Below are 16,663 nucleotides of genomic sequence, written 5' to 3' on the forward strand. Positions count from 1 at the left end.
CAATCGTGCCGATGTTGACGTGCGGTTTTGTACGCTCAAACTTTTCCTTTGCCATGATGGCCTCCTTAATTTGCGGGTGCCGGGCTAAAGCCCGGCCTACGGGTATTTGGTGGGCCGGGCCTTAGCCCGGCGCACCGTCTTATGCGTATTTCGCCTGAATCTCGTCCGAGATGTTCTGCGGAACCGGATCGTAGTGGTCGAACTGCATGGTGAACTGGGCACGGCCCGACGACATCGAACGCAGGGTGTTGATGTAGCCGAACATGTTCGCCAGCGGAACGAACGCGTCGATCGCGATTGCGTTGCCGCGCGGTTCCTGACCAGACACCTGGCCACGACGCGAGGTCAGGTCGCCGATGATACCGCCGGTATATTCTTCCGGTGTGATCACTTCGACCTTCATGATCGGTTCCAGCAGTTTCGCGCCAGCTTTGCGCATGCCTTCACGCATACACATACGGGCCGCGATTTCGAACGCCAGAACGCTCGAGTCAACGTCGTGGAACTTACCGTCCAGCAGGGCAACCTTGAAGTCGATCACGGGGAAGCCAGCCAGCGGGCCGCTGTCCATGACCGAGTTGATGCCTTTTTCAACGCCCGGAATGTATTCCTTCGGAACGGCACCACCAACGATGCGGCTTTCGAACGAATAACCTTCGCCCGGTTCAGTCGGCTGGATTTCCAGCTTAACTTCACCGAACTGACCCGAACCACCCGACTGTTTCTTGTGGGTGTAGGTGTGCTCGACCGGCATCGAGATGGTCTCACGATAGGCCACCTGCGGTGCACCAATGTTCGCTTCAACCTTGAACTCGCGCTTCAGACGGTCAACCAGGATGTCCAGGTGAAGTTCGCCCATACCCTTCATGATGGTCTGACCCGATTCCAGATCAGTTTCCACACGGAAGGACGGGTCTTCGGCGGCCAGACGGGCCAGACCCTGAGACATCTTCTCTTGGTCGCCCTTGGTTTTGGGCTCGACCGCGATTTCGATCACCGGATCGGGGAAGGTCATGGTTTCCAGAACCACCGGCTCTTTCGCGTCACACAGTGTGTCACCGGTGGTGGTGTCTTTCAGACCCGCCAGCGCGATGATGTCGCCTGCAAACGCTTCTTCGATCTCTTCCCGGTTGTTCGAGTGCATCATCATCATACGACCGATGCGCTCTTTCTTACCTTTGGTCGAGTTCAGGATCGAGTCACCCTTGTTCATGGTGCCCGAGTAGATCCGGGTGAAGGTCAGCGAGCCAACGAAGGGGTCGTTCATGATTTTGAACGCCAGACCCGAGAACGCCATGTCGTCGTCTGCACGACGTGCGATGTTACGCTCTTCGTTTTCGTCGCCGGGGGCGAAGCCCATGTAATCAACAACGTCCAGCGGGCTGGGCAGATAGTCGATCACAGCGTTCAGCAGCGGCTGAACACCTTTGTTCTTGAACGCCGAACCACCCAGAACCGGAACAAACGCGATGTCCAGGGTCCCTTTACGCAGCAGGGCGCGCAGAGTCTCAACGTCGGGCTCATTGCCTTCCAGGTATTCCATCATCGCGTCGTCGTCCATTTCGACGGCCGCTTCGATCATCTTGCCGCGCCATTCGTCAGCCATGTCTTTCAGGCTGTCGCGGATCGGAGCTTTGATCCAGCTTGCGCCCAGATCTTCACCTTGCCACAGCCATTCTTCCATGGTGACCAGGTCGATCAGACCTTCCAGCTCGGACTCGGCGCCGATCGGAATGCCAACCGGAACAGCACGTGCACCGGTGCGGTCTTCGATCATGCGAACGCAGTTGAAGAAGTCTGCGCCGATCTTGTCCATCTTGTTGACGAAAACCATACGCGGAACCTTATAGCGGTCAGCCTGACGCCACACGGTTTCGGTCTGGGGCTCAACACCGGCGTTTGCGTCCAGAACGCAGACGGCACCGTCGAGAACCGCCAGCGAACGCTCAACTTCGATGGTGAAGTCAACGTGGCCGGGGGTGTCGATGATGTTCAGGCGGTGCTTGGGGGTATCGGCGGTTTTACCGTCTTCGGTGCGCTCCCAGAAAGTGGTAGTCGCAGCCGAAGTGATGGTGATGCCGCGTTCCTGCTCCTGCTCCATCCAGTCCATGGTGGCTGCACCATCGTGCACCTCACCGATGTTGTGGGATTTACCAGTGTAATACAGGATACGCTCCGAGCAGGTGGTCTTACCTGCGTCGATGTGCGCCATGATACCGAAGTTACGGTATAGTTCGAGCGGATATTCGCGTGCCATTTTTGATAAGCCTCTGGATTACCAACGGTAGTGGCTGAAGGCTTTGTTCGCCTCGGCCATCTTGTGGGTGTCTTCGCGCTTCTTCACGGCGGTACCGCGGGACTGTACAGCGTCCAGCAGCTCACCGGCGAGGCGTTCTTCCATGGTGTTTTCGTTGCGGCCGCGCGCAGCGGTGATCAGCCAACGGATGGCCAGTGCTTCGCGGCGTTCGGGGCGGACTTCGACCGGAACCTGATAGGTTGCACCACCAACCCGGCGCGAGCGAACCTCGACCGACGGTTTGATGTTGTCGAGCGCTTCGTGGAACACTTCGACCGGTGCGCGCTTTACCTTGTTCTCGACGCGGTCAAACGCGTTGTAAACGATGCGCTCTGCGACCGACTTCTTGCCGTCGATCATCAGGTTGTTCATGAATTTGGTCAGAACCTTGTCGCCAAATTTGGCGTCAGGCAGGACTTCGCGTTTTTCGGCGGCGTGACGACGTGACATATCAGCCTCTCCTTCTTACTTGGGACGCTTCGCGCCGTATTTCGAACGACGTTGCTTACGATCTTTGACGCCCTGAGTATCCAGAACACCGCGTAGGATGTGGTAACGCACACCGGGAAGGTCTTTCACACGGCCGCCACGAATCAGAACAACCGAGTGTTCCTGCAGGTTGTGGCTTTCACCGGGGATGTACGAGATGACCTCGAACCCGTTGGTCAGGCGCACCTTGGCAACCTTACGCATAGCCGAGTTCGGCTTTTTCGGTGTGGTGGTATACACACGTGTGCAGACGCCGCGTTTCTGCGGGCACTGCTCCAGGTGCATGGACTTCGAGCGTTTTACTTTGGGCTGCCGCGGCTTGCGGATCAGCTGTTGAATAGTTGGCATTCCGGTTTCTTCCCCGTTTTGCAACACACATGACATGCACGCGCATTGCGTGCGGTTAAACTTTGCTGCACTCATGCGTCCACAAGCGCAAAACCCGCGAGCGTTCCCATTCCGAGGTGAACGTCGCGGTTGGTTATCAGAGGGCGCGAACGGCAAAATTGTCCGGGCCTTGACCAGTTCATTACTGAAATCGGTTATGGGGCGGCCCCCGGTACCGAGATGACGCGCGTAATAGGGGGAGTCGGCCCAAGTGTCAACAGCACACCTGATCTGGTGCCCGACTGACGGCTTCGCCTTGAATTATCGCAGTTTGCCCAGCACTTCCAGCACATCAGACGTTGCGAGTTTCGGGTCGTGTGGGCATAGTCCCCGGCAACGCCCCGCCTCATGGATGAAACATGCAAGTTATCGGCTTGTGCCGCTTTTCTTACCCTGCTTATGGCGGCTTTCAGATCGAACATGAAACGATCGAAGAGCGCCGCGCCTATCTCTATAACCCCGCTCGTCTGGAAGAGCGGTTTCGCCTGTTCGAAACAACCACCCTGCCCTGTTTCAAAGAACAGACCGACGAGGATTTTCAACTGCTGGTCGTGATAGGTGATTGCCTGCCCAAGCCCGCCTTTGACCGGCTGCACGATCTGACGGCGGGCATGAAGCAAATCAGGATCATCGCCCGAGAGCCCAAGCGACAGCGCCTCGTCATGAAAGAAGTTCTGAACGCCGCACGTGAAAACCCCGATGCGCCTTGTCTGCAATTCCGTCATGACGACGACGATGCAGTATCCGTTGATTTCGTCGAACGGCTGCGAATTGCCCTGCAGGACGGCAAAGGGCTGATTGAAAAAAATAAAACTGTCGCAATCGACTACAACAACGGATTTCTTGCACGGTTCGGTCCCAATGGGATTTTGGCAGCGCCGAAGTTTCAGCCTTTGCTTGGTGTGGGTTTGGGCATGTATGTGCGCGGCGGGTGTGACCTGACGATCATGAATTTCTCTCATTACCGGATGGGGAATTTCATGCCGGTGATCAGCTATCCTGATGCGCCAATGTGGGTACGCACACTGAACCAGTTCAACGACTCACCCCACGCCCGCAAAAACAGCGCCGAGCTTTTGCCCCTCACGCCGGAACAGGAAGGCGAGTTTATCGCGCGTTTCGCGATTGAACAGGACGCTGTCCGGCGCGTTCACGGAACAGCGTAAACAGACCCGCGCCAACGACAAGCACTGCGCCCAGCATTGTAATTGCGTCCGGCCAGTCACCGAACACCACCCAACCCAGCCCCAGTGCCCAGATCAGGCTGGAATAGCGGAAAGGTGCGATAAAACCCACATCCCCTTCGCGCATCACCATAACGCTGAACAGGTATCCCATCAGAACAAACACGGCGGCGGAGGCGACCAATATACCCGCCTCGGTCGGCACGGGCTGCCATCCCGTTACAAACGTGGCGACACTTGCAGCCAACGTAATCGTCACAGTCGTTGCGAGTGTCACAACAAGCGAAGGCACATGGCTGGACATGCGTCGTGTGATCAAGTCCCGTGCAGTCACCGAAGCCACCGCAATCAGCGCATAAATTGAGAAAACGCTAAAACCCTCGGGGCCGGGCCGCACGATCAACAACATGCCGACAAAGCCCATCCCGATCGCAGCGACCCGTCGCCAACCGATATATTCGCGGAAAAACAGCGCAGCCCCCAGTGTTACAGTCAACGGCAAGGCCTGAAGGACTGCCGTCACATTCGCCAGCGGCATGTGTAGAAGCGCCGTCAAAAAGAAGAATGTGGCCGACAGTTCGGCCAGGCATCGCGCGGCGACAAGCCATTTGTCATGGCGCGGAAAATTCAGATGCAGGGCCCCAAAATGGCGAACCAGCAGGAAAACAAGTACCGTCGCCAGAATACCCCGCATTGCCACCATCTGAAACAAAGGAACCTCGGCCCCTGCAACCTTTACCAAGGTATCGTTGATGGTAAACGCAGCCATGCTGCCCATCATCAACAGGGCGCCTTTCATGTTTGGGGTCATTGAAACAAAACTCGAATATCGTCCCGCACATTCGCGCGGACGAAGCATGACAAGTCAATACTCGACCCCGAAACGCATAATTGTCATTTTGTATAAAATACTGAAATTAAAAATTATTTTTGAGATTACTATTTTTTCCAAGACTATTTTCGAGAAAGACCCTCAAGGTTTCAGGCAATAACCGCATCACCACCAATCCATAGCGTATCGGCAAAAGGTGCGTTTAATGTATTCGCGCTCGACTTTCTGGTCTTAACCCTCAGCGCTTGGCACCCATCATCCGGCGAAGGCGACGGCTTTGACCAAAAGAAAAGGCCCCACGTTTCCGCAGGGCCTGTTCATAGTTCTAAAGGTTCGCTTATTCGCGGCTTTCCGGAGTGTCGACCACCACGTCCAGCTCATCACCAACCATGTCGTCGTCAATGACCGGAGCGGCAAGGGCAGCGGCGGCTTCGGCCTCTTCCCGGCGGGCTTCGATGACCACGTTGTCACGCGATTGCGCAACCTGACGCACGGCTTGTGTCGCACCACCGGTACCGGCGGGGATCAGACGACCGACGATGACGTTCTCTTTCAGGCCAACCAGTTTGTCTTTCTTGCCCTGAACCGACGCTTCGGTCAGCACACGGGTGGTTTCCTGGAACGACGCCGCCGAGATGAACGAACGCGTTTGCAGCGAGGCTTTGGTGATCCCCAGAAGGATCGGTTCGCCCTGTGCCGGACGACCACCGCGCGCGATGGTCTTCTCGTTGGCTGCGTCGAACTCTTGCTTGTCGACATGTTCGCCTTTCAGCAGGGTGGTATCGCCTGAATCCAGGATCTCCCACTTCTGCAGCATCTGGCGCACGATGACCTCGATGTGCTTGTCGTTGATCTTCACGCCCTGCAAGCGATAGACGTCCTGCACCTCGTCGATCATGTAATCCGCCAGTGCTTCGACACCCATGATGGACAGGATGTCATGCGGAGCCGGGTTACCGTCCATCAGGTATTCACCCTTCTGGATGAAGTCCCCTTCGGCGACCGGGATGTGCTTGCCCTTGGGAACCATGTATTCGATGGTCTCCATGGACTCGTCAGCCGGTTCGATGCTGATGCGGCGCTTGTTCTTGTAGTCGCGGCCAAAGCGCACGTAACCATCGGCTTCTGCGATGATCGCGTGATCTTTTGGACGGCGAGCTTCGAACAGTTCGGCCACACGCGGCAGACCACCGGTGATGTCCTTGGTCTTGGCACCTTCACGCGGGATACGCGCGACAACGTCACCAGCTGCGATTTGCTGACCGTCTTCAACCGACAGGATCGCATCCACCGACATCGGATAGTGAACCGGGTTGCCCGCGTCGTTGCGGACCGGCTCGCCATCTTCACCGACCAGAATGATCTCGGGCTTGAGGTCGCTGCCTTTAGGGGCGGCGCGCCAGTCGATCACGATCTTCTGGGTCATACCGGTTGCTTCGTCGGTCTCGTCGCGGACAGCAAGGCCCGAAACAAGGTCAACGTATTTCGCAGTACCGGCTTTCTCGGCGATGATCGGCAGGGTGTAGGGATCCCACTCGAACAGCTTGTCGCCACGGGCAACGGTTGCGCCATCCTTGACGAACAGCTTGGAGCCATAGCCCAGCTTGAAGCTGGCACGCTCTTCGCCGTGTTCGTCGTTGATCACCAGCTTCATGTTCCGGCCCATGACCAGGCTTTCGCCTGCGGCATTGACCAGAATCTGCGGGTTTTCGAACGCGACAACGCCTTCCTGGCTGGCTTCCTGGAACGACTGCTGACCACCTTGCGCAACACCACCGATGTGGAAGGTCCGCATGGTCAGCTGTGTACCGGGTTCACCGATCGACTGCGCGGCGATGATGCCAACAGCTTCACCCGTGTTCACCATGGTACCGCGAGCCAGGTCACGACCGTAGCAGGTTGCACAAACGCCTTCCTCGGACTCACAGGTCAGAGGCGAGCGGATGCGCATCGAGGCAACGCCAGCTTCGTCAATGGTGTCAGCCATACGTTCGTCGATCAGCTGCCCGGCTGCCACGATCACCTCATCGGTGCCCGGACGCAGAACATCGTCTGCGGCCACACGGCCCAGCACGCGTTCGGCCAGCGAGGCGACAACCTCACCATCGTTCACGGCTGCTTCGGCAGTGATCGCACGCTCGGTGCCACAGTCGATCTCACGAACGATACAGTCTTGCGCCACGTCCACCAGACGACGGGTCAGGTAACCCGAGTTCGCCGTCTTCAGAGCGGTATCCGACAGACCTTTACGGGCACCGTGGGTCGAGTTGAAGTACTCGAGAACGGTCAGACCTTCTTTAAAGTTCGAGATGATCGGCGTTTCGATGATGTCGCCGTTCGGCTTGGCCATCAGGCCGCGCATACCACCCAGCTGTTTCATCTGAGTGACCGAGCCACGCGCACCCGAGTGTGCCATCATGTAGACCGAGTTCGGTTCCTGTTCAGACCCATCCTCTGCCCGATCCGAGGATGAGATTGTGCTCATCATCGCGTCGGTCACCCGGTCGTTACACTTCGACCAGGCATCGACAACTTTGTTGTACTTTTCGCCCTGAGTGATCAGGCCGTCCATGTACTGCTGTTCAAAGTCTTTCACCTGATCGCGGGTGTCATCGACGATGCCCCACTTATCGCCCGGAATGACCATGTCGTCCTTACCGAACGAGATGCCCGCCTTGAACGCTTCTTTGAAGCCCATCGACATGATCTGGTCACAGAAGATAACCGACTCTTTCTGACCGCAGTAACGGTAGACGGTGTCGATCACCTGCTGCACTTCTTTCTTCCGCAGTAGGCGGTTGACCAGCTCGAACGGCGCTTTGTTGTTCATCGGCAGCAACGCACCCAGACGCAGACGGCCCGGAGTGGTCTCGTAACGCTTCTGAACTTCGTTGCCTTCGTCGTCGATCTGCGTGATCCGCGCGGTGATCTTGGTGTGCAGGTGCACTTCACCGGCGTCCAGCGCGTGCTGAACTTCTTCGATCGAACCAAAGACCTTGCCTTCACCCGGCATGCCTTCGCGTTCCAGGGTCACATAGTAGAGACCCAGGATCATATCCTGCGACGGAACGATGATCGGCGCGCCGTTTGCAGGCGACAGAACGTTGTTCGTTGACATCATCAGAACACGGGCTTCCAACTGCGCCTCAAGGCTCAGAGGCACGTGAACCGCCATCTGGTCACCATCGAAGTCGGCGTTAAAGGCCGAACAGACCAGCGGGTGCAACTGGATGGCTTTGCCTTCGATCAGAACCGGTTCGAACGCCTGAATGCCAAGACGGTGCAGCGTAGGCGCACGGTTCAGCATGACAGGGTGTTCGCGGATCACTTCGTCGAGGATATCCCACACTTCGGGACGCTCTTTCTCAACCAGTTTCTTCGCCTGTTTCACGGTCGAAGACAGACCCTTGGCTTCAAGGCGCGAGTAGATGAACGGCTTGAACAGCTCCAGCGCCATCTTCTTGGGCAAGCCACACTGGTGCAGCTTGAGTTCCGGGCCGGTCACAATGACCGAACGGCCCGAGAAGTCGACGCGCTTACCCAGAAGGTTCTGACGGAAGCGACCTTGCTTACCTTTCAGCATGTCAGACAGCGATTTCAGCGGACGCTTGTTGGCGCCGGTGATCACGCGGCCACGACGGCCGTTGTCGAACAGAGCATCAACGGATTCCTGCAACATCCGCTTTTCGTTGCGGACGATGATGTCAGGCGCGCGCAGCTCGATCAGGCGCTTCAGACGGTTGTTCCGGTTGATGACACGGCGATACAGATCGTTCAGATCCGAAGTCGCGAAACGGCCACCATCCAGCGGAACCAGCGGACGCAGTTCCGGCGGAATGACCGGGATCACGGTCATCACCATCCATTCGGGCCGGTTGCCCGACTCGAGGAAGGATTCAACAACCTTCAGGCGCTTGATGATCTTCTTGGGCTTCAGTTCGCCGGTTGCTTCGGCCAGATCAGCGCGCAGCTGCTCGGCTTCGGCTTCCAGATCGATCTGGGCCAGCATCTCACGGATAGCTTCGGCACCGATATTCGCGGTGAACGCGTCCATTCCATAGGCATCCTGCGCGTCCATGTACTCTTCTTCGGTCAGCATCTGGCCGTAGGTCAGGTCGGTCAGACCGGGCTCGATGACGACATAGTTTTCAAAGTACAGAACGCGTTCCAGATCGCGCAGCGTCATGTCCAGCATCAGACCGATGCGGGACGGCAGCGATTTCAGGAACCAGATATGTGCAACGGGCGCAGCCAGTTCGATATGGCCCATACGCTCGCGGCGGACTTTCTGCAGGGTGACTTCCACACCGCATTTCTCGCAGACAACGCCGCGATACTTCATCCGCTTATATTTGCCGCACAAACATTCGTAATCTTTGATCGGGCCAAAGATACGCGCGCAGAACAGACCGTCACGCTCGGGCTTGAACGTCCGGTAGTTGATGGTTTCGGGTTTCTTGATCTCGCCATAGGACCAAGACAGGATCCGCTCGGGCGACGCCAGTGAGACCTTGATCTCGTCAAAGACCTTCGGCGGCGTCAGCGGGTTGAACGGGTTGTTGGTGATTTCCTGGTTCATTTGTTACCTCAAATCTTGCGGAAGGGGGGACGGGAGAAAGGGCAGCGCCCTTACTCCTCAACCTCCGCATCCAGGAGTTCCATATTCAGGCCGAGGCCACGGACTTCTTTAACCAGAACGTTGAATGATTCCGGTACGCCCGCTTCAAAGTTATCCTCGCCCTTGACGATCGACTCATAGACCTTGGTCCGGCCGGCGACGTCATCCGATTTCACGGTGAGCATTTCCTGCAGGGTGTAGGCGGCGCCGTAAGCTTCCAGAGCCCAGACCTCCATCTCACCAAAGCGCTGACCACCGAACTGCGCCTTACCTCCCAGCGGCTGCTGAGTAACCAGGCTGTAGGGCCCGGTCGAACGCGCGTGGATTTTGTCGTCCACAAGGTGGTGCAGTTTCAGCAAGTACTTGATGCCCACGGTCACCGGACGTGCGAATTGCTCACCGGTACGACCGTCGAACAGAACCGACTGACCGCTTTCCGAGAAGCCCGCACGCACCAGCGCGTCGTTGACGTCAGCCTCTTTGGCACCGTCGAAGACCGGGGTTGCGATCGGAACACCTCGGGTCACGTTGCCCGCAGCCTCGATCAGGCCATCCTCGCCCAGACCGGTGATGCCTTCTTCGTAGACATCTTCGCCATAGGCCAGCTTCATCGCTTCGCGCACCGGGGTCAGGTCGCCGGACCGGCGGTACTCACCCAGAGCGTCGTCGATGTTCAGACCCAGACCGCGTGCGGCCCAACCCATGTGGGTTTCCAGAATCTGACCTACGTTCATACGCGAAGGCACACCCAGCGGGTTCAGACAGAAGTCAACCGGGGTACCATCGGCCAGGAACGGCATGTCTTCCATCGGAACAACCTTGGAGATCACACCTTTGTTCCCGTGACGACCGGCCATCTTGTCGCCCGGCTGCAGCTTGCGCTTCACGGCGATGAAGACTTTGACCATCTTCATCACACCCGGCGGCAGGTCGTCGCCACGGCGGACTTTCTCGACCTTGTCTTCGAAACGGGCGTCCAGAGCACGCTTTTGCACTTCGTACTGCTCGTTCAGAGCTTCGACGATCTGTGCGTCCTGCTCGCCTTCCAGCGCCAGCTGCCACCACTGACCACGGGTCAGGGTTTCCAGCAGATCCTCGGTGATCACCGACCCTGCCTTGACGCCTTTCGGGCCTTTGACAGCGGTTTTACCAAGGATCAGACCTTGCAGACGCGCATAGATGTTGCGGTCAAGGATCGCCAGCTCGTCGTCCCGGTCACGGGCCAGACGTTCGACTTCCTCGCGCTCGATCTGCAACGCACGCTCGTCTTTCTCGACGCCGTGACGGTTGAAGACGCGGACCTCAACGACCGTACCGTAATCGCCCGGCTTCACGCGCAGCGAGGTGTCGCGCACGTCAGATGCTTTCTCACCAAAGATGGCGCGCAGCAGCTTTTCTTCCGGGGTCATCGGGCTTTCGCCCTTCGGAGTGATCTTGCCGACCAGAATATCGCCCGGCTCAACATCCGCGCCGATGTAAACGATGCCCGCCTCGTCGAGGTTACGCAGCGCTTCTTCACCGACGTTCGGGATGTCGCGGGTGATCTCTTCCGGGCCCAGCTTGGTGTCACGGGCGGCGACTTCAAATTCCTCGATATGGACCGAGGTGAAGACGTCATCACGCGCGATACGTTCCGAGATCAGGATCGAGTCTTCATAGTTGTAACCGTTCCACGGCATGAACGCGACGACCACGTTCTTACCAAGGGCCAGTTCACCCATATCGGTCGACGGACCATCGGCAATGACCTCGCCCTTCTGGACGGTGTCACCCACCTTGATCAGCGGACGCTGGTTGATGCAGGTGTTCTGGTTCGAACGCTGGAACTTGCGCAGACGATAGATGTCTACGCCAGCGTCGCCCAGTTCCAGATCTTCGGTGGCGCGGATAACGATACGCTGGGCATCGACCTGGTCGATGATACCGGCACGTTTCGCCTGAATTGCAGCGCCCGAGTCGATCGCAACCTTTTCCTCGATGCCGGTACCGACCAGCGGCGCTTCGGCGCGCAGCAGCGGAACCGCCTGACGTTGCATGTTCGAGCCCATCAGAGCGCGGTTGGCGTCGTCATTTTCAAGGAACGGGATCAGCGATGCAGCGACCGAGACCAGCTGTTTCGGCGACACGTCGATCAGGTCAACATTCTCACGCGGGGCAAGAGTGTAGTCACCCGCCTGACGGGTCGAGACCAGATCGTTGATGAACTTGCCATCAGCATCTAGCGTCGCGTTCGCCTGCGCCACAGTGTGACGCATTTCCTCGGTCGCGGACATGTAGTGAACCTCATCGGTCACCTCGGCGTCTTTGACGACGCGATACGGTGTTTCGATGAAGCCATACTTGTTCACGCGGGCGAAGGTGGCCAGCGAGTTGATCAGACCGATGTTCGGACCTTCAGGCGTTTCAATCGGGCACATCCGGCCGTAGTGGGTCGGGTGTACGTCACGCACCTCAAAGCCCGCACGCTCACGCGTCAGACCACCGGGGCCAAGCGCCGAGAGGCGGCGTTTGTGGGTGACTTCCGACAGCGGGTTGGTCTGGTCCATGAACTGCGACAGCTGCGACGAGCCGAAGAATTCGCGGACGGCAGCCGCAGCCGGTTTCGCGTTGATCAAGTCTTGCGGCATGACGGTGTCAATCTCGACCGACGACATACGCTCTTTGATCGCGCGCTCCATGCGCAGCAGGCCAACGCGGTACTGGTTTTCCATCAGTTCGCCGACCGAACGCACACGACGGTTGCCGAGGTGGTCGATATCGTCCACGTCGCCTTTGCCGTCGCGCAGTTCCACCAGCGCCTTGATGCAGGCCACGATGTCTTCGCGGCGCAGGGTGCGCAGGGTGTCCGGCGCGTCTAGGGCCAGACGCATGTTCATCTTAACGCGACCAACGGCAGACAGGTCATAACGCTCGCTGTCGAAGAACAACGTGTCGAACAGGGCCGAGGCCGCTTCGACGGTGGGCGGCTCACCCGGGCGCATGACGCGGTAGATGTCCATCAGAGCGCTTTCACGGTTCAGGTTCTTGTCCTGAGCCATGGTGTTGCGCATGTAGGGGCCAACGTTGACGTTGTCGATGTCCAGAACCGGAATATCGGTGATGCCCGCATCCATCAGTTCTTTGACAGAACCACCAATCAGATCGCCGTCCTTGTCATATTCCAGGGTCAGCTCATCACCGGCCTCGACATAGATCGCCCCGTTTTCTTCGTTGATGATGTCCTTGGCGACAAACTTGCCGACGATGTGGTCAAACGGAACCAACAGGTCGGTGACAGTGCCTTCGTCGATCAGTTTCTTGACCGCACGCGGGGTGACTTTCTTGCCCGCTTCGGCAATCACTTCGCCGGATTTCGCGTCGATCAGATCATATGTCGGACGGGTACCACGCACGCGCTCGGGGAAGAACGGTGTGACCCATCCCTTCTTCTTGTCCAGCTTGTAGGACACGGTCTCGTAATACGCGTCCATGATGGCTTCCTGGTCCAGACCCAGCGCATAAAGCAGGGTGGTCACAGGCAGTTTGCGACGGCGGTCGATGCGGGCGAACACGATGTCCTTGGCGTCGAACTCAAAGTCCAGCCAGCTGCCGCGATACGGGATTATGCGGCAGGCAAACAACAGTTTACCGGACGAGTGGGTCTTGCCCTTGTCGTGGTCAAAGAACACACCGGGCGAACGGTGCATCTGGCTGACGATCACACGCTCGGTACCGTTCACGATGAACGTACCGTTCGGCGTCATCAGGGGCATGTCGCCCATGAACACGTCCTGTTCCTTGATGTCCTTGACCGATTTCGCGCCGGTGTCCTCATCGACATCAAACACGATCAGACGCAGAGTCACCTTCAGCGGCGCGCTGTAGGTCATGTCGCGCTGCATGCACTCTTCGACGTCATATTTGGGTTTTTCCAGGTCGTATTTCACGAACTCCAGAACGGAGGTTTCGTTGAAATCCTTGATCGGGAAAACCGACTGGAACACGCCTTTGATGCCTTCGCCGTCAGTGGGCTGCTCTGCATCGCCGGAGCGTAGGAAAAGATCATAAGAAGATTTCTGGACCTCAATGAGGTTCGGCATTTCCAAAACTTCACGGATTTTGCCGTAATATTTACGAAGACGTTTCTGGCCAAGGAACGTTTGAGCCATGTCAGATGTCACCTTTCGATGTTCTCAGCGGGCAAAGACACCGTCGGGCCCCGGCATCTTGCACATTCGAGACGACACGTCCGGATCAATTCATGGCCACCGTCCCGAAGGCAGCCTCCCGATCCAAGAACCGCGTCTTAGAAAACGCCCCAAAGTTGAGGCCCTTTCTAAGACAGGTTCGGCTGGACCCGGATTTCTCCGGACCCAGCCAAATTTTCGACGCATCAGCGATGCGCCATTGGACTGACTTAGGCCAGTTCGACCTCGGCGCCAGCTGCTTCCAGCTTGCCTTTGATCTCTTCGGCTTCTGCTTTGTCCACGCCTTCTTTGATCTTGCCGCCAGCTTCGACCAGTTCCTTGGCTTCTTTCAGGCCAAGGCCGGTGATGCCGCGAACTTCTTTGATGACGTTGATTTTCGAAGCGCCGGCGTTCTTCAGAACGACGTCGAATTCGGTTTTTTCCTCAGCAGCTGCACCGCCGGCGTCGCCAGCTGCACCTGCGACCATTACGGCGCCGCCAGCTGCGGGCTCGATGCCGTACTCGTCTTTGAGGATGGTTTTCAGTTCTTGTGCTTCCAGCAGGGTCAGACCCACGATGCTTTCTGCCAGTGCTTTCAGATCAGCCATTGTATTAGCTCTTTCCGTTTTACAGTGTGTGTTCCAACGTCAGGGTATTCACCCCACGCAGATCATTCAGTGCCAACCGCTTACGCAGCTTCCGCCTTCTCTTCGATGGTGGAAAGGATGCTTGCGATGTTGCTTGCAGGTGCGCCAATTGCACCGGCGATGTTCGAAGCAGGCGCGCCAAGCATACCAGCGATCGTAGCAATAAGCTCTTCACGCGACGGCATTTTCGACACGGCTGTAACACCAGCCCGGTCCAGAGCGTTCTCGCCCATTGCACCGCCAAGAATTTCGAACTTTTGGTTCTCTTTGGCGAAGTCCTCGGCCACCTTGGCTGCTGCCACGGGGTCCTCGGAATAGGTCAGAACGGTCATACCCGTCAGCAGGTCACCAATGCTTTCACATGGCTTTCCGTCGAGGGCGATTTTGGCAAGCCTGTTCTTGGCAACACGCACGGCACCACCCGCGTCACGAGCACGTGCGCGAAGGTCCTGCATCTCGGCAACTGTCAGACCGGCGTAATGGGCTACCACTACGACGCCAGAGCTTTCGAAGATTTGGCCGAGTTCCTCGACCACTTTCTCTTTCTGGGCTCTATCCACAGTTCTCTCCAAGTTTGGGATGTTGGACATCCCGGCTCATATTTGCCGAGGGTGAAACCCCGGCGTTCAGGTCCGTTGTTACGGGATTGGCCAAAATGCGCCCGAGGATCGCGACCCTCAGAATTCTTTGGTCTTACCCGTCTCAGGCAGGAGATTAAGGGGCCGAATGGCACCACCCACCGTCTTGGACGAAACGAAATAAAGCGCACGACGAATCGCACGCTTTACTCCGCAAGTCTTATTAGGGCAGTTGGATGGGGTTTCCAAGGGGTAAATTGCGAATTTGGCCACGCCATTTTGCACCCCAGTTCGAACCCACCAGAACCCATCCAACTGTGCGGATTTCATAGCGTTTTCCGCCAACCGGCAACAAAACCTATTTCTTGCCGTTGACACGCAAATCCCGCTGCGTTCCAGTCCGGTGAAAGGCACATCACCAAGGACATGGCCCGTTGGCTACTTCTCTTCCGCTCTCGGATCAAGAACATGACCGGGTCACCGCATTTATTGACGAGTTTTCCAATGCGGTCCTGCACGCCCCAGTGACACAGTATGACTGTATCTACCGGTCGCACGCCTTCGCAGAGTCTCGGGCCGTTCTGGTTCTGCGCTCGACAGCGGGATCCTTCGCCCTCAAGATCGACACCGAGTCTCCGGCGACCGGTCGACTGAAAGACGAATTCGAGTTATTGGTTGACCTGTCCCGATACTTTGAACGCACAGACTCGTCCCGTGTCGTGCAGCCTGTCTACCTATCGCCCGGAGGGGCCTTTCTGGTCACAGAGTTCCTCGACAGGCCCACTGCCGTTGATCTGATTTATAACAGCAAGGACGATAACCAAGTGGTGCAGGTCTATCGTCGGGCGGGGTCCTGGCTCAGTGATTTTCACAGCCGCCTGGCGCCCGTCAACTATGGGTTCCGCCCGAAATGGATGATTGACAGCATTTGCGATCTTGCAGCGATGGTCCCGGATGACATCGCGCAGAAAAGCCGGAAAATGATTGATGCCATTGTGACCGACGGCGAACGCCTTAAGGGGATCGAAGACCTGAGGGTCTTTTCACACGGTGATTTTCACGGGCAGAACCTGATTATCGGACAAGGCAAAACTCACGGTCTGGACTTTACTGAGGTATGCGAAAAACTGGCCGTCTACGATATCGTCGACTTTCTCAAGGCTGATATCTTTCGGGATGGTCCAGCCAGCGCGGTGGATCAGAGCGGCATTCTGCGGCGAAATAAGCAAATGTTCCTGCGCCGCTACCGCCTGCCGATTGACACCGATATCCTCGATTTCTGCATTCGTGGCCGATTGCTCAAAGACTGGCTGGACTATTGGCGCACTGACTTTACCTGCAGCGCGTTCGAGAAATTTCGGCGCACGCGTCTGGAAATGCGGCTGGATATCGCCTTTGGCACGGCAAACTAGACTATGGAACGAAAAAGCCCGAACAGTTTGCACTGCCCGGGCTTAATACTTTTT

10 protein-coding genes are annotated in these 16,663 nt (G+C 57.3%); 2 read left to right on the forward strand and 8 right to left on the reverse strand.

Annotation, left to right across the window (positions count from 1 at the left end; genetic code table 11):
* Positions 1-139 precede the first annotated feature (139 nt).
* From fusA to rpsL, 3 genes are read right to left on the reverse strand one after another with little or no spacing between them, the layout of a single operon-like run.
* Positions 140-2,257 (reverse strand): elongation factor G, encoded by a 2,118-nt coding sequence (fusA, locus tag GOX73_RS14595; RefSeq protein WP_171124295.1) that lies wholly within the window; start codon positions 2,255-2,257, stop codon positions 140-142.
* An 18-nt stretch (positions 2,258-2,275) separates the two neighbouring features.
* The gene (gene rpsG / locus GOX73_RS14600) at positions 2,276-2,746 is read right to left on the reverse strand and encodes a 30S ribosomal protein S7 (RefSeq protein ID WP_010441203.1); all 471 of its coding nucleotides are present in this window, start codon (positions 2,744-2,746) and stop codon (positions 2,276-2,278) included.
* Between the two features lie 15 nt (positions 2,747-2,761).
* The gene (gene rpsL / locus GOX73_RS14605; RefSeq protein WP_005621086.1) at positions 2,762-3,133 is read right to left on the reverse strand and encodes a 30S ribosomal protein S12; all 372 of its coding nucleotides are present in this window, start codon (positions 3,131-3,133) and stop codon (positions 2,762-2,764) included.
* A 398-nt stretch (positions 3,134-3,531) separates the two neighbouring features.
* On the opposite strand from rpsL, the gene GOX73_RS14610 reads away from it, so the two are divergent.
* Complete coding sequence (locus GOX73_RS14610; protein WP_171126295.1) at positions 3,532-4,338, forward strand: putative rhamnosyl transferase; 807 nt, start codon at positions 3,532-3,534, stop codon at positions 4,336-4,338.
* Here the strand turns inward: GOX73_RS14610 and GOX73_RS14615 are convergent.
* The 5 genes from GOX73_RS14615 to rplJ all read right to left on the reverse strand — a co-directional run bounded on the left by GOX73_RS14615 (position 4,280) and on the right by rplJ (position 15,179).
* Positions 4,280-5,167 carry a DMT family transporter gene (locus GOX73_RS14615; protein ID WP_171126296.1) on the reverse strand — a complete coding sequence of 296 codons (888 nt, stop codon included), beginning with the start codon at positions 5,165-5,167 and terminating at the stop codon, positions 4,280-4,282. The genes GOX73_RS14610 and GOX73_RS14615 overlap by 59 nt on opposite strands.
* Before the next feature lie 358 nt (positions 5,168-5,525).
* Entirely contained in the window at positions 5,526-9,767 is a 4,242-nt protein-coding gene (gene rpoC / locus GOX73_RS14620) for a DNA-directed RNA polymerase subunit beta' (protein WP_171134991.1), read from the reverse strand.
* Positions 9,768-9,817: 50 nt separating this feature from the next.
* Complete coding sequence (gene rpoB, locus GOX73_RS14625) at positions 9,818-13,954, reverse strand: DNA-directed RNA polymerase subunit beta (protein ID WP_171134992.1); 4,137 nt, start codon at positions 13,952-13,954, stop codon at positions 9,818-9,820.
* Between the two features lie 248 nt (positions 13,955-14,202).
* Positions 14,203-14,580, reverse strand: coding sequence for a 50S ribosomal protein L7/L12 (gene rplL / locus GOX73_RS14630; protein WP_170485701.1), 378 nt, complete (start codon positions 14,578-14,580; stop codon positions 14,203-14,205).
* Positions 14,581-14,660: 80 nt separating this feature from the next.
* Positions 14,661-15,179: a 50S ribosomal protein L10 gene (gene rplJ / locus GOX73_RS14635; protein ID WP_170355300.1), complete on the reverse strand. Its 519-nt coding sequence runs from the start codon at positions 15,177-15,179 to the stop codon at positions 14,661-14,663.
* Positions 15,180-15,631: 452 nt separating this feature from the next.
* On the opposite strand from rplJ, the gene GOX73_RS14640 reads away from it, so the two are divergent.
* On the forward strand, positions 15,632-16,609 hold the full coding sequence (locus tag GOX73_RS14640) for a phosphotransferase (protein ID WP_171126299.1): 978 nt from the start codon (positions 15,632-15,634) through the stop codon (positions 16,607-16,609).
* The last annotated feature ends 54 nt before the right edge of the window (positions 16,610-16,663 follow it).

The sequence above is a fragment of the Ruegeria sp. HKCCD7221 genome, assembly GCF_013031225.1.
Taxonomy (GTDB): Bacteria; Pseudomonadota; Alphaproteobacteria; order Rhodobacterales; family Rhodobacteraceae; genus Ruegeria.

Excerpts from the sequence above, each read along its gene's own strand:
- rpoB (WP_171134992.1), bottom strand. The coding sequence starts at position 13,954 with ATGGCTCAAACGTTCCTTGGCCAGAAACGTCTTCGTAAATATTACGGC.
- fusA (WP_171124295.1), bottom strand. The coding sequence starts at position 2,257 with ATGGCACGCGAATATCCGCTCGAACTATACCGTAACTTCGGTATCATG.
- rpsL (WP_005621086.1), bottom strand. The coding sequence starts at position 3,133 with ATGCCAACTATTCAACAGCTGATCCGCAAGCCGCGGCAGCCCAAAGTA.
- rplL (WP_170485701.1), bottom strand. The coding sequence starts at position 14,580 with ATGGCTGATCTGAAAGCACTGGCAGAAAGCATCGTGGGTCTGACCCTG.
- rpsG (WP_010441203.1), bottom strand. The coding sequence starts at position 2,746 with ATGTCACGTCGTCACGCCGCCGAAAAACGCGAAGTCCTGCCTGACGCC.
- rpoC (WP_171134991.1), bottom strand. The coding sequence starts at position 9,767 with ATGAACCAGGAAATCACCAACAACCCGTTCAACCCGCTGACGCCGCCG.
- GOX73_RS14610 (WP_171126295.1), top strand. The coding sequence starts at position 3,532 with ATGCAAGTTATCGGCTTGTGCCGCTTTTCTTACCCTGCTTATGGCGGC.
- GOX73_RS14615 (WP_171126296.1), bottom strand. The coding sequence starts at position 5,167 with ATGACCCCAAACATGAAAGGCGCCCTGTTGATGATGGGCAGCATGGCT.